The following is a 14,410-nucleotide window of genomic DNA, read 5'->3' as shown; positions in this document are numbered from 1 at the left end:
GCCGTGACAATGCTGGAGCAAAACGACGGCAACCCGACAGTGCGGGGTTTCCTTGTTTAATGTTAAAAAAACCCGTAAAAGTAGGGGGTGTGCATTTAATATAGAATTAGCTGAACAATTATCGATAGTTCTGGTCTAGAATTTAAACACATCTATTATTTCTGAAAGGGGTATTTCATGGTTACACGACGTCAGATTCTACAGTTAGCAGCAGCGATGCTAGCCTTACCAGCCAGTGAGTTATTCGCAGAGAGTGCAACATCGAAGCTCCCATTAATTCAGAAAAAAATTCCCAGTTCAGGTGAATTATTACCCGTTGTAGGCATGGGTACGTCGCGTACCTTTAATAAAGATGATGATCCTGAAAGCATGGCTAAACTGACTGCTGTTATTCAGGCGTTCTTTGCAGCGAAAGGTATGGTCATTGATTCATCTCCCATGTATGGCAGTGCAGAGGCACGCGTAGGTGATGTTTTACGTAGTATGAAGAATCATCCGAAAGTATTTGCTGCGACCAAAGTCTGGACCAGAGGCCGTGAACAGGGAATTTCAGATATGCTGGAATCAGCGCAACGCATGAATGTGAAGAATTTCGATCTTATCAGCGTGCATAATCTGGTGGATTGGAAGACCCAGCTCGATACTCTTAAGAATTGGAAGAAAGAAGGCAAAGTCAGGTATATCGGGATTACTACTTCTCACGGGCGCGACCATGATGAGTTTATTCAGGTGATGAAAAATGAACCGATCGATTTTGTGCAGTTTAGTTATAACATCGCCAATCTTGATGCGGAGCGTGAAATCCTTCCAGTAGCGAGAGATAAAGGCATAGCCACGATGATCAATCGTCCCTATCAGCGCGGTTCTTTGTTCCTTCAAAGCAAAGGTAAGGCATTGCCCGAAATGGTAAAAGACATTGATTGCAACAGCTGGGGACAGTTTTATCTCAAATTTATACTGGGGCATCCGGATATTACCTGCGCGATTCCCGCGACTTCAAAAGCCAAGCACATGGTGGATAATATGCAGGCTAATTTTGGTCGCTTGCCTGACCCTGCGCAACGCAAAGAAATGCTCAATTACTTTAACAGCTTATAACTGCTATGAGTGATGGTGCAAAAGAGTCACATCCGATTCAGCGACTTTTGAATTTCGCGAGTGACATTAAACCGCATGAAATCCGGATTACCTTAGCTTCATTTTTATTGGTTTTTATCTTGATGGCGGGATATTACATTCTGCGTCCCGTGCGCGATGCGATGGCGAGTGACTGGACTGATGTAGAGGTTAGCTTTTTATGGACGCTGACTTTTTTCTTCAGCATTATCACGGTCTCTTTATACAGTAGCTTGATTAGTCGAGTACGCTACAAACAACTCGTTCCCTATGTGTATGCATTCTTTTCCTTCAGTTTTCTGCTGTTTTATCTGGGCACTCAATTAGCCACTGAAAGCGTATTGCTGGATAAATCCTTCTATGTGTGGATTAGTGTTTTCAGCTTATTTCATATATCTGTATTTTGGAGTTTGATGTCAGATATTTTCACGCGACCTCAGGCAACGCGTTTATTTGGTTTTATCGGGGCAGGGGCAAGTGTCGGAGCTATTGTTGGCCCAAGTATTCCTACGTTCCTCGCGACTAATATTGGCACAGATAATTTATTGCTGATTGCCAGCGCGTTGCTGATAATGACTATTCCACTGAGTATCTGGCTACAAAAACTCAAACTCAGTGACCTTGAAATTGATAGCCATGATAGTTCGAGTAATGATGTAGATATTATCGGAGGTAAATTATTTTCGGGTATTAACGACTTCCTGAAAAGTCCTTACTTAATCATGATAGCCGTATTTATCCTGTTATATACTTCCATTAGTTCGTTCGTGTATTTTGAATTGAAGAATTTGCTCGCTGACTATGATCGTGAGACACGTACACAAATCTGGTCGAGTATGGATTTAGTGGTTAATACTTTGACGGTATTTGTTGCCGTTTTTGCAACGGGTCGCATGGCAAAACGATTTGGGCTTTCATTCACCCTGGCTTCTGTGCCGGTATTGATTGCTGCCGGTATGTTATTACTGGCTTTCGCGCCTATTGTTGGCGTGGTGATTGCGGTGCAGGTTATCCGCAGAGCAGGTAATTACGCAGTGACACGTCCAGCGCGGGAAATGTTGTTTACGGTAGTAAGCAGACAAGTTCGATTTAAGACTAAGCCTGTGATTGATATAATTATCTACCGCGGTGGCGATATGCTCAATGCATGGGCCTTTACCGCATTGACTCAAGGCTTGGGATTAAGTCTCGCAGCTGTGGCTGGCGTGGGAGCCGTTATTGCAATGATATGGGCCGCTACTGGAATATATCTCGGTCGAAAATTCAAACAGTTTTCCGCATAACTGCAAAAGCTTTCAGCATATGTGAGCTTTTTTCTAATTAATCCAGCGCGCTTTGTCCTACAATTGAAGCTAAATATTTTTGGGCTCCCTCATGTTTAATTTTTTAGCTTCGTTAAGACTCAGCCATATTAGTTCTGGTTTTATTGCAGTGTTAGTTGGCTACACCAGTTCGGTGGCGATTGTTTTTCAAGCGGCGAATGCTGCGGGGGCTGATCAGGCGTTAATCAATTCATGGTTATTGGCGCTTGGTTTGGGGATGGCGGCAACGTGTATCGGCCTATCATTTTATTATAAGACGCCTATTTTGACTGCATGGTCGACCCCTGGCGCAGCCATGCTTGCTACCGCGCTGGTAGATGTACCTATGAATGAAGCGGTAGGTGCCTTTATTTTTAGTGGGTTATTGATAACCTTAAGTGGAATCACAGGCAGTTTAGATCGTTTGAGTAAACTCATACCTCCGCCCATTGCTGCGGCAATGTTGGCAGGTGTGCTGATGCCATTCTGTCTGGAAATCTTCAAATATCTACAACAGGAATTCGCTTTAGTCGCGTTGATGTGTGTGACTTATCTATTGGGTAAACGACTATTTCCTCTTTATGCAATTCCATTAGTGTTGGTTGTTGGTGGGATTGCCGCCTGGAGCATGGGTTTGTTTGAAACCAAACAGCTGGATTTTGAGATAGCATCCTTTGTTTTCACCATGCCTACATTTTCAATGACGTCATTGATTAGTATTGGCATCCCATTGTTTATTGTCACCATGTCTTCTCAAAATATGCCGGGTATCGCGACCATGCATACGGCAGGATATAGACCCCCTCTGTCTCCGATTATTACCACTACGGGCATTACCACTATGCTACTCGCACCTTTTGGTGGGTTTGCCTTTAATCTGGCGGCTATAACCGCAGCGATTTGTATGGAAAAAGACGCAGACCCTAATCGTGAGACACGTTATTTGGCAGCGGTGAGCGCGGGTGTATTTTATTTTATCGCAGCTTTGTTTGGTGCAACCGTTGTGGCGCTATTTTCGATGAGTCCTAAAGCGTTGATTTTACCGTTGGCGGGTTTAGCCTTAATCGGGACATTAGGTAATAGTCTTGCGATTGCTTTGGATAAGCCTACACACAGAGAAGCTGCTCTCGTTACTTTTCTGGTGACTGTATCTGGTGTTGTTTTCTTTGGGATTGGTGCGGCATTTTGGGGATTGATTGCAGGTTTACTGGTGCAGAAAGTATTGCAATTTCGATCTTAAAAAAAGCGCCTAGCTCTGCATAAATTCTATTTACGTTTTTAAAAAACAAAAACGTAATATCATTCCGCAAAGCATAAGTTCCTTAGGTCATTTTAAATAGCAAAATGAAAAGTCACTTAAAGTAGGGGGGTGACTTAATTATTATTAATGGTTAACAATGCCTCAAATACTACTTTAAAACAAAAAAGCCAAACCTAATACGCGTGCTATTAGCACTTTGCATTAAGTCTGGCTTGTACATCCAGCTAATGAGTTCGAAGCTCGTTCTTTATCAGCAACATCTTCAAATCACGTACTGAGTTATTAGTAGCGACGCGTATAACGCACACGGTGGTGACGTCTGTCATGCATCGGTCTATGGTAATACCTACCGCTAATAATAATGGTTGGGCTGATAGGATAGTAAGGATCCACATACACATATTCAGGTTGACGATTTACAATCACCTGACGTGGTTGTTGAACGGGCGCCGAATAAACCGCACCATTTTGCGTTGAATTATTATAAGCGTTGACACGATCCTGTTCAGCACCCACTGCGGAACCAACGATACCACCTAATACACCACCAATTACAGCGCGTTTGTCATGATGGTTTGAGGTTGATTTGCCAATGCCAGCACCAACTAAAGAACCGACTAAAGCGCCAGTTTGGGCATTCGTAGAACAAGCACTTAAAAATACAGTTCCTGCTAAAACGAGTGATAAATATAGTGTTTGTTTTTTCATAATAAATACCTAAGTGTATGAAGCTCAGTTCGTAAAACGTCAACAAAGCCTCAAAGAAACTAGCTAAATAGAAAAGAATTCAACTAGATAATTTTTTCTTCTAATTACGACATAAATATAGCACCTGAAATCAGGAGCACTAATAAATTTACCTAATATTACAATTGGAAGTTATTTCAGTAGTTTATAGGTTTTTGTCTAGTGAAAATAGTTGAGAAGCTCAACAAAAAAAGAGCACATAATGTGCTCTTTTTTAATGTTGATGAAACTATAAATAGTTTTAGTGGCGTCTTGGGTGACGCACACGATTGTGATGTCGAGATCGGTTGTTTCGGTAATAACGCCTTTTGTGACTATTGCTATATCCACCATAATAGCCTGCACCTAAAATAATAGAAGTGCTTACAGGTGGGTAGTAATAAGCGGGAGGTCTCTCTACATAGACTACTTCAGGCTGAGTAACCACAACCTGTTGCTGCGTTACAGTTTTACTCGCAGTGCCATCTTGGTAATAAGGTGTTGTGTAAGTTTTTTGGTTACTCACAGAGCGGTTGTAGTTAGCTCTATCTTGCTCTGCACCGATTGCAGACCCAACGATACCACCGAGTACACCACCGATTACAGCACGTTTGTCGCGATGATTTGAGGTTGATTTTCCGATACCAGCACCCACAAGAGAACCCACTAATGCACCCGTCTGAGCATTTGTGGAACAGCCGGTTAATAGAAGAGCGCCTGCAGTAATGCAAGATAGAAGTATGGTTTGTTTTTTCATGATAATTCCTTTGGTGAATGCCTTGTTTGAATGAAATCCTAAACGAACTAAATTTAAGTAAAAACGAAAAGTATTTTTCGAATAGTTCTCATTAATTTAAAAGCGTACTCTGCGACCATAACAGTTGATCCACTGAATTAAAGCATCTTTACGAAAATTTACAATTGATATATTTATCAATAATTTATGAACCTTTTTCTTTTTTGATATGTATATGAATTACATGTTTGAAACAGATAAATAGTGGAATGATGTTTAACTCTGGTGATTTAGAAATGTGAGTGTATGTGATAGAAGGATAATGTTTTACAAAAAAGGCTCTAAAGTAGGGGGGTGATATTTAAGGTTTTATCAAAGCGTGTTTTAATCGAGCTATGAATAAAGTTGCTGAATTAGATGAGTTTACTATCCACGAAGTTTTATCCGATCTGGATGGAATAGCATTGGTTTTTTTCTCAGGTCCGCATTGTGCGTCGTGCCATCATTTAAAGTCGTTGTTAAATACAGAATTTAAAAAATTTGTAGATCATTTTCACCACTTTGCTGCATTTGAGATAAAAGCAGATAAAGCCGCGGCTTTAGTGAATGAATTTGGTGTATTCCATTTACCCAGTATGTATTTGTATAACGATGGTGAATTTCATTGTGAGCTCCATGCTGAGGCAATAACGACCAAGTTGATAGAGGCAATTGAATTGGCGCTGACCAAACCTGCGGAAGAAGAGCCTTAAGTCATTGGTATTCAGGTTTTTATTACTTGTTACTTTTAGGTGAGCTTTATTTGGTGTTGATGTGATTTTTTTTCATTCACATTGCTATCAATATTCTCCTATACTTTTCGTCCTCTACTTTTATGTTTCGCTTTTTATTTCATCTTTTTTTCTTATCTGTTTAAAGAATTCATCATGACTGACACGGCATATTTTCGAATAAAACTCATTGTGTTTGCTCTGGTATCTGCCTCTTTTACCAATGTATACATTACGCAACCTGTATTACCTGTTTTGCAGGACGAGTTTGCGGTAGATCTGGTTATGGTGTCTTTTTCTATCTCCGGAGTAATACTCGGCATTGCCTTGTCTAATTTGCCGTTTGGCATGCTGATTGATCGTTATGATATTCAGCCGATTGTATTGGTTGGCGGCACTATGGTGGCAGCCGCAGGGTTGGTTTGTGCATTAACCGATAATTTCTGGGTGTTGATTGCTGCGCGTTTCGTGCAAGGCTTATTCATACCGGCGCTCACCACCTGTCTGGCTGCTTATTTAGCCAAAACCATACCGCTCGCCAGTCTCAGTGTGGTGATGGGGTCTTACGTCTCTGCAACTGTGTTGGGTGGCCTTGGAGGACGTTTATTAGGTGGCTGGATACATCCTCCATTGCATTGGCGTTATGCCTTTATTACCGCATCTGTGTTTATTTTGATCGCGACATTTATGGCGGTGAAATGGTTGCCAAAACCTGCGAAAGACTTGAGTGTTAATAAAACACCCGTGAGCTTTGTTTCTTTATTAAAAAGAAAAGAATTGTTTCTGATCTTTTTATGCGCGCTCGGCAGTTTTTCAGTGTTCTCATCGGTCTTTAATTATTTGCCATTTAGACTTGAGGGAGCCCCTTTTAACTTCTCGACCGAATCCATCACGTTGGTGTTTTTGGTTTATATCACAGGGATATTCATGGGGCCTACCGCAGGTAGGCTGAGTAATCGTTTTGGTAGCGGCAACACGCTGTTGTTAGGATCTGGGATTCTAGCGGTTTCCCTTTTGGTTATTTTAATGCAATCTGTGGTTGCGATAGTCATAGGTTTAATCGGCGTATGCATGGGATTTTTTATGGTACACGCAGCTGCTGTTGGCGCATTGAATAAAAAATTAACCAGCGGTCATGGCAGAGCTAATGCGCTCTATGTCTTGTTCTATTATATCGGTGGTGGTCTAGGAATTACCGCGGCAGGCTTTGCTTACAAGCAGGGCGGCTGGAATGTGATGATTTTACTTTCAATTACCATGTTAATTATTCCTGTGCTCACCGGCTTAAGTGAGAGAAAGCAAAATTAAAGATATTTTAAAATTCTTTCATAAACAATTTATGAAGTGAAATTAGTCATTTTCAGTACGTGTTTTCAAACGCACATAATGTTCTGCAGAATATGGTAAATACTTTTTCTCTTTATCAGTGAGTTCGCGCACTTTTCTGGCAGGGTTTCCGACCCAGAGATAACCACTTTCTAGTGTTTTTCTTGGTGGTACCACGCTACCTGCGGCGATCATGGTGTCTTCTTCAATCACGGTGCCATCCATAACAATAGCGCCCATTCCAACAAGTACTCGGTCTTTGATTTCACAGGCGTGTAAAAGAGCTTTGTGGCCGATGGTTACATCATCTCCAATGATCAAAGCATAACCCGTTTGGGCAGCGCCAATTTTTTCGCTATGCTCATTGGGAGCGTGCGTAACATGCAATACAGATGCATCTTGAATGTTTGTGCGTTTACCAATTTTAATATAGTTAACATCGCCACGAATCACTGCCATCGGCCATACAGAACTATCTTCACCGATTTCTACTTCACCACTCACTAGTGCTGTTTCGTCAACGTAGGCGGTTGAATGTACATTGGGTAGATGAGCTTCAAATTTTCTAATAGTCATAATTTTTATTATTCCTTCAAAAGTGTTTAATCCGAGGCGTAGCCGAGGCAATGTTGGAGTTTAGCGACAACGAACCAAAAGGCATGGTTTTATTATTTTAAAGTAAAAAAACCGCTCAAAGTAGGGGGGTGACTAATCTTATTTTTTTAACTCATTGCTTGCTATTAAGGGTACCTCTACTATTTAGGTGTTCCTTCTGCAAGGTTATAAGTCATCATATCCTAGGCGCACTTTGCAGGGAATGGTTATTCCCTTTCCAATAAGTGCAACAAAGGAGATGATGACTTATAACATTGCCCTGCGGGTCTTAGCCAAAAAACCAGACTCTGTGTTGTATTCACTTGAAAGGCAATGAGCATTCTGTGTGAATACGCCTTGATTCTGATTTTTTGGCGTTGACAGAAGAAATACCTAATTAATAGAGGTGCCCTTAAATATTACAGAAACACGAAGACCTGGTTTATTGTCTTTAAAGTGTATTTCTGCACCATGTAAATCAGTCACCGCTTTTACCAGGCTGAGCCCAAGTCCGTTGCCTTCGGTGCTTCTTGCGCTATCTAGTCGATAAAAACGTTTCAATACCTTTTCATGTTCTTCGGCTGGAATTCCGGGGCCATTATCAGAAACGGTTACTTCAATTTTGTTTCCCTGCTTACTTTTTATCGCAATGGCTTTAAAGCTTACTACGCCATTCTTAGGTGAAAACTTGATGGCGTTATCCAGTAAATTGGTAAAGAGTTGCGCAAGCAGTTGTTTACTCCCCATTACCGTCAGTGAGTCTTCTGCTTCGTATTCCCATTTTAAGCCTTTTTCACTGGCCACGACTTCATAAAGCTCAGATAGATCATCCAGCAGGGTTTTTAATTGAAACTGTTCCCAGTTTTTACGGGAATTACCGGATTCAATCTGAGCAATACTTAACAGAGAATTAAAGGTTGAGATGACGTTGTCGATATCACCAATAGTGTCTTCATTGAAATCTGTGAATTCACTATCAGTCATGCTTTTATTGCGTGCCGACTCAAGACGATGACGAATACGATTGAGTGGATTACGCAGATCATGAGCAAGGTTATTCGTTACCTGTTGCATACTTTGCATTAAATCTTCGTTTCGGTCTAACATGCTATTTAATGAAAGACTTAAGCGGTCTAATTCATTATTGCGTGATGTCACGGGAATGCGATGAGATAGATCGCCTTCGATAATATTATCCGCGGTATCGGTGACGGCATTAATTCCTCTCACTACTTTTCGTGCCATCAATGCACCGATAATAATTGATAGACCGAAAATAATAGAGATCGCTATCAGGGTCGCTTTGAATAATTGGTCTAATAAGTGTTGAGTTTCTTCTAGCTCGGCACCGACTAATAATTGGTAACCACCGGGCAGTAGTGTCAGTAATACGCGTATGGTTTCATCGCCAGAGCGATCGTTGACGTAATCAATAATGTCGCTTAACGGAATACTGGAAAACGTCTTATTGCGTTTGGTAACCGTGTATTGATTGACCGGTATAAAGGTTTTAAGGTCGAGCTTACTTTCGTGTATTAAAGCGTAGATATAAAAAGGTCTACCTTCTTTTTTATTGTATATATTGATGTCTTCGAGCAGACCTTTTACTGCACGTTTTTTATAATTTTCTAACAGTATATTGGTTTCTAAGGTTAAACGACGATCGATTTGCTGCTGGATTTGGGTTTCAGCCACTTTATAAACCGACAATAATGCGGCTGCAGCGATCAGGCTAAATAAAACGGCATAGACAAGGGATACCCGAAATACCGAGGTATTCAGTATTCGGCGAAAAACACTCACTTTTGCTGGCTATTTACATCAAAGTCTGGCGCAGCCAGAATATAGCCTGAGCCACGAATGGTCTTCAATAATGCAACATCGTAGTCTTTATCAATTTTGGCGCGAATGCGGCTGATATGCACATCAATTACATTGGTTTGTGGGTCAAAATTATAATCCCAGACTTTTTCCAAAAGCATGGTTCGAGTAATGACTTCACCAGAATTGCGCATCAGTGTTTCTAGCAAAATGAATTCTTTCGGTTGTAAATCAATCACATCATTACCACGGGTAACTTTGCGCTTGAGTAAATCCATCTTCAAGTCATGGACTTGTAACTGATTGACTTCCTGATTCGGTTGAGTGCGTCTTACTAATGATTGCAGACGAGCCAGCAATTCACTAAAGGCATAGGGTTTAACCAGATAATCATCACCACCGGCCTTCAAGCCTTCTACGCGTTGGTCAACATCGCCCAATGCGCTGAGGATGAGGATAGGTACATTATAACCTCTGCCTCTTAGCTGCTCGATAATGGCTAAACCATCCAGGTTAGGAAGCATACGATCTATAACTAAAGCATCGTATTGGTTGGTCATTGCCTGAGCCAGGCCTTTTTCACCGTCTGATTCATGGTCTACCACAAAGCCACTCTCTTGTAGTCCATTTTGGATGAACTTGGCCGTTTGGGTGTCGTCTTCGATAATCAATATTTGCATGAGTGGAATATTAGTCGCGTGTTAAACGTACAACAACTCTTTAAAAGTAATATTAACAATAATTAATCTGGTAGCTAGCAATTGGTAATGTTGTTTATTGTATCTTGCGTTCATGGTTAATGACTGAAAAATCCAGAATTAGCTTTCTTACAGTGATTAATAACATATTTAAAGGGCAAGGACGAAACAACATGAATGAAAAGAATATAAAGGATTCAACCCAGATTGAAACGATAGGGACGGCTTTGGTCCCTAGTAATTCTAGTAATTTAAGCAATGCAGAAAAGAGCAAACGAATTAAAAAACATAAATTGAGCCTGACAATGGGCTTCTTAATAGGAGCCTTAGGTTCATACGCTCTGACAACAGCGCCTGCTTTTGCTGATACGACTGCGACAACTAATGCAGTGGTTCCACAAGTTGCCGTGGGTGGCGGTTTGCCAGAGCTTGCGACTATGATTAAGAAGAGTCGAAGCGCAGTTGTTAGTATTACGGTGAAAACAGCGAAAAGTAATGCTGGCAATCGTTTAAGTCAATTGAGCGAAAAGCAACTGGAAAGACTTCCAAAACAGTATCAGGATTTACTCAAAAACCTACCAAAACAACCACATGATTATGGAACTCGTAGAGGCCAGGCATATGGATCGGGCTTCATCATTTCTGAAGATGGTTATGTCGTAACCAATGCACACGTCATTGATAATGCCGACACAATCACCGTTAAACTCGATGATAAACGCGAGCTTGAAGCAAAAAAGATTGGGATAGATAAGCTCAGTGATATCGCACTATTAAAAATAGAAGCTAAAGACCTTCCTGTCGCATCTTTTGGTGATTCAGATAAGTTAGATGTAGGGCAATGGGTAGTGGCGATAGGCGCACCATTTGGTCTGGATTACACCGCAACCCAGGGGATTGTAAGTGCCTTATCCAGAAGTTTGCCAGCGGATACTTATGTGCCGTTTATTCAAACAGATGCGGCGGTTAATCCGGGTAATTCTGGTGGTCCATTATTCGATCTTAAAGGTCAGGTGGTTGGTGTAAATTCTCAAATATATAGCCGCAGTGGTGGTTATATGGGCGTATCTTTCGCAATCCCGATCAATATTGTGAAAAACGTAACGGATCAACTTAAGACTTCTGGAAAAGTAAGTCGTGGTTGGTTGGGTGTAGGTATTCAAGGCATCAACGAAGCACTTGCAGAATCTTTGGGTAGAGACGACACCATTGGTTCTTTGATTAGCAGTGTTTCTCCTTCTAGTCCTGCGGACAAGGCGGGCCTACAAGCAGGTGATTTAATCCTGAAATTTGATAATAAAACCGTAGAAGAAGTAAACGATTTGCCACTGTTGGTTGGAAGTACGCCAATCGGGAAAAAAGTCCCTGTGGAAATTGTTAGAGCAGGCAAGATACAAACGATTGATGTGACCATCGACAAGCTTAAGTCCAAAGATGATGAGCCTGAAGAAGTTGCCGGATTAGAAAAAGGTTCGCTGGGTGTGGCCGTTACAGATTTAACGGACGCTGAGAAAGAAAAGCTGGTTACCAAAAATCAAGGTGTGAAAGTTGCAAAAGTGATGCCTGATTCGGCGGCAGAAAATGCGGGTTTACGTTCTGGAGATATTATCTTAAGTGTCGGTGGACAAAGTATTGCATCGCCTTCGCAGCTTAAGCAAGTGATCCAGAAAGCCAATGGTGATAAGCCATTAGCGGTTTTATTGATGCGAGGTGATCAAGCCTTATTTGTAGCGGTCCATTTGAATTCATAATCTCTCCTTATGATGTTTTAAGATGTTGTTAGTAAGTAAGTTGTTCGACCGTAGTAAGGGCACCCATTTTGGGTGCCTTTTCTTTTTTGGGATTCCGAATAAATATGTATCAAGCTTGAACGTTGTGCATAGACGATTCCTTATGGAATCTACTATGGACTTTCTTAGCTCTTGGTGAGCCTAAGAAAGTCACCCCCCCACTTTTAAGCCTTTTTTTAATGCCTTTATCAAATATCGAGCAAGGTGTAGGTTTTGTAAAATTGGTTTCTCCTCATTCGAGAATGGCTGATTTGTAATAATATTGCTTAGTAATTTTGCACAGTAACCGCTGGTGGTTAAACCGCGAGAGCCAAACCCACCCAGTACAAATAAACCTTTTTGGTATTCTGCCTTAGGGTATTCCTTCCACTTCTTACCGTGATGTAAATCATCATAGTGTTTTCGATAAAAATCCCAGTCAGGGATAGCGCCTGTATACGGAAAACGATCAGGGGTTGTCAGGCGAACAGCCGCGTGAGCACTTTCTGTATTTATCAATGATTCTGCAAACTCTGGTAAATACTGAGTTAATTGAGCGAGGTTATCTTTATCTGCCTGTTGTGTGATTTTGGGTTTATCGTTATTTCTATCAAACGTCGCGCCGAATGTATGTTGATCTGATTTTGTATCGGCGGGCGTTAGATAACCTTCATGACCAATGACGGTTTTGAGTTTGCTGGAGTACTCACTCGCTGTGCCTAATGTCGTTTGACCCGCTACAGGCATTGTAGGTAGATTCTTCGTTTGTTTGAATTGTGTTAAATCTTTACCATTTGTAATAATCACGACTTCTGCCTGTGCAATTAAATCGTCATTTTCATCCAAAACGTGCCAAAGGTTTTCCTGCTTTTCTAAATGAATAGCTTTGGTTTCTAATAGTATTTTGCAGTGCTTATCTCCACTTAAAACATTACAAAAATGAGTAGGGTCAATCCATCCGGATTGTGGGAAGTAACTGGATTTATAGGGTAGCGGGATATTGGCTACTTTGCTGGTTTCCTCTTCATCTAAAAGCTGTAAAAAATCTTCTTTGAAATCACGTTCTTTTAGTTGTTGCCAGCGCTTTTCTTCCCGTTGATAGTGAGAGAGTTGTAACAATCCGCAGCCGTGCCATTCAAGTCCTTGTTTTTTTAACTGGCTTATTTGATCTAAGGTGTATTGAAAACTATGCGTGTAAAAATCTTCGCCCAAACTGGGTCTAGATGTCATCTTAGGGGAAATAACTCCCGCTGGATTTCCAGAAGCTTCATTGGCGATTTTTTTATTTCGATCAATGAGAGTGATGTCCCAGCCGGCTTGAGAAAGATGCCAGCTCATTTGGCAGCCAGCGATCCCTGCGCCAATCACTATCGCTTGTTTCTTTTGCCAGTCATAGTCTGGAACATTGAACCAAGAAGGTGTTTTTTTAGACATCGTCAATAGTTATCGCTAATCAGAAAAAGGGCCCCAAAGTAGGGGGGGGTAAATTAAAATCAGATGAGGATGACATAAGATAAAGCGAGAAATAAACATTTATCAGTGACTATTTTATGTTTCTTTACAATTCGTCACATTTTCTCCATTTTTTGTGCACATTTAGCATTTATATTGCGTAATAAGGAGTTTATGTATTAAGGGCTAATACATAACTTTAAATAGAAGCCTTTGTATGGAACTAGTTCGTTATTTATCCGTCAAAGTATTATGCAAAGGATTCTATTACATACAAGCGTTTCGTTTCATGCGAGCGTTTTGTAAGCGGGCTTCAAAGCTCATTAAAACGACATTAAAAACAACAATAAAATGGAATTAACAATGAATTTTAAATCAATAAAAAAAATAAGTAGCAAATCAATAGTGATGGCTACAACACTAACCTTGTCATTATCCTACATCGGGCTTGTGGTAATTTATGCTGAGGGTGTGGCAAACGACTTAACCGCTAAAACGGAGAGTTACGGTAGAAACGATACAAAAAGTTTAGCGCGTATAGAGCAATCATTAGTGGACCAAGATAATCCCGAATACATTCAAAAGCTAAAATCAGATTTGGAGAAACAGTTAAGGCAAGCCAATCTCATGTTGAATGTGATCGAAAGCAAAAGTGAATCTTCAAAACGCAGCTATATGAATTAATGCTATCTTCATTTATCGTTCTTGATTGCTAAATCACGATTTTCAAGCTGTTTTAAACAGGCTTTTTAAAAAAGCCTCAAAAGTAGGGGGGTGACCAATGCCGTTGAATTAAGACTATAAGCCATTGATAGACATAGTATACTACCTTTCTTATTA

General features: G+C 40.8%; 13 protein-coding genes. 7 read left to right on the top strand and 6 right to left on the bottom strand.

Annotated elements, in window-relative coordinates:
• Window positions 1-177: 177 nt before the first annotated feature.
• The 3 genes from Q1A31_RS14080 to Q1A31_RS14070 all read left to right on the top strand — a co-directional run bounded on the left by Q1A31_RS14080 (window position 178) and on the right by Q1A31_RS14070 (window position 3,657).
• Entirely contained in the window at window positions 178-1,098 is a 921-nt protein-coding gene (locus Q1A31_RS14080) for an aldo/keto reductase (RefSeq protein ID WP_299877881.1), read from the top strand.
• Window positions 1,099-1,103: 5 nt separating this feature from the next.
• Window positions 1,104-2,399, top strand: a complete 1,296-nt coding sequence (locus Q1A31_RS14075; protein ID WP_299877878.1) for an NTP/NDP exchange transporter — start codon at window positions 1,104-1,106, stop codon at window positions 2,397-2,399.
• Between the two features lie 91 nt (window positions 2,400-2,490).
• Window positions 2,491-3,657: a benzoate/H(+) symporter BenE family transporter gene (locus Q1A31_RS14070; protein ID WP_299877876.1), complete on the top strand. Its 1,167-nt coding sequence runs from the start codon at window positions 2,491-2,493 to the stop codon at window positions 3,655-3,657.
• Between the two features lie 303 nt (window positions 3,658-3,960).
• Here the strand turns inward: Q1A31_RS14070 and Q1A31_RS14065 are convergent, their stop codons facing one another.
• Both Q1A31_RS14065 and Q1A31_RS14060 read right to left on the bottom strand, forming a co-directional pair.
• Complete coding sequence (locus Q1A31_RS14065; RefSeq protein ID WP_165874746.1) at window positions 3,961-4,386, bottom strand: YMGG-like glycine zipper-containing protein; 426 nt, start codon at window positions 4,384-4,386, stop codon at window positions 3,961-3,963.
• Between the two features lie 280 nt (window positions 4,387-4,666).
• Window positions 4,667-5,161, bottom strand: coding sequence for a YMGG-like glycine zipper-containing protein (locus Q1A31_RS14060; protein ID WP_299877871.1), 495 nt, complete (start codon window positions 5,159-5,161; stop codon window positions 4,667-4,669).
• A gap of 374 nt (window positions 5,162-5,535) precedes the next feature.
• Here Q1A31_RS14060 and Q1A31_RS14055 point away from each other — a divergent pair, with 374 nt between their 5' ends.
• On the top strand, window positions 5,536-5,892 hold the full coding sequence (locus Q1A31_RS14055; protein WP_299877868.1) for a thioredoxin domain-containing protein: 357 nt from the start codon (window positions 5,536-5,538) through the stop codon (window positions 5,890-5,892).
• 174 nt (window positions 5,893-6,066) lie between these two features.
• Window positions 6,067-7,218 (top strand): MFS transporter, encoded by a 1,152-nt coding sequence (locus tag Q1A31_RS14050; RefSeq protein ID WP_131907138.1) that lies wholly within the window; start codon window positions 6,067-6,069, stop codon window positions 7,216-7,218.
• A 42-nt stretch (window positions 7,219-7,260) separates the two neighbouring features.
• Here Q1A31_RS14050 and Q1A31_RS14045 read toward each other — a convergent pair whose 3' ends face one another.
• From Q1A31_RS14045 to Q1A31_RS14035, 3 genes are all read right to left on the bottom strand, one after another.
• Complete coding sequence (locus Q1A31_RS14045) at window positions 7,261-7,812, bottom strand: gamma carbonic anhydrase family protein (protein WP_299877863.1); 552 nt, start codon at window positions 7,810-7,812, stop codon at window positions 7,261-7,263.
• A 411-nt stretch (window positions 7,813-8,223) separates the two neighbouring features.
• Window positions 8,224-9,633 (bottom strand): ATP-binding protein, encoded by a 1,410-nt coding sequence (locus tag Q1A31_RS14040; protein ID WP_299877860.1) that lies wholly within the window; start codon window positions 9,631-9,633, stop codon window positions 8,224-8,226.
• Window positions 9,630-10,331 carry a winged helix-turn-helix domain-containing protein gene (locus tag Q1A31_RS14035; RefSeq protein WP_299877857.1) on the bottom strand — a complete coding sequence of 234 codons (702 nt, stop codon included), beginning with the start codon at window positions 10,329-10,331 and terminating at the stop codon, window positions 9,630-9,632. Before Q1A31_RS14035 ends, Q1A31_RS14040 begins: the two co-directional genes overlap by 4 nt.
• A gap of 191 nt (window positions 10,332-10,522) precedes the next feature.
• On the opposite strand from Q1A31_RS14035, the gene Q1A31_RS14030 reads away from it, so the two are divergent.
• Window positions 10,523-12,100, top strand: a complete 1,578-nt coding sequence (locus Q1A31_RS14030) for a Do family serine endopeptidase (RefSeq protein ID WP_299877854.1) — start codon at window positions 10,523-10,525, stop codon at window positions 12,098-12,100.
• A gap of 189 nt (window positions 12,101-12,289) precedes the next feature.
• On the opposite strand, the gene mnmC is transcribed toward Q1A31_RS14030, so the two are convergent.
• A complete protein-coding gene (gene mnmC, locus Q1A31_RS14025) occupies window positions 12,290-13,552 on the bottom strand; it encodes an FAD-dependent 5-carboxymethylaminomethyl-2-thiouridine(34) oxidoreductase MnmC (RefSeq protein ID WP_299877851.1) in 1,263 nt (420 codons plus the stop codon).
• Between the two features lie 426 nt (window positions 13,553-13,978).
• Between mnmC and Q1A31_RS14020 the strand changes: the two genes are divergently transcribed.
• Complete coding sequence (locus Q1A31_RS14020; RefSeq protein ID WP_131907133.1) at window positions 13,979-14,254, top strand: hypothetical protein; 276 nt, start codon at window positions 13,979-13,981, stop codon at window positions 14,252-14,254.
• Window positions 14,255-14,410 lie beyond the last annotated feature (156 nt).

It is taken from the genome of uncultured Cocleimonas sp. (assembly GCF_947495625.1).
In the GTDB taxonomy this organism is placed as follows: Bacteria; Pseudomonadota; Gammaproteobacteria; order Thiotrichales; family Thiotrichaceae; genus Cocleimonas.
The sequence above is the reverse complement of the archived record's forward strand: the minus strand, read 5'-3'. Positions and strand labels throughout refer to the sequence as shown.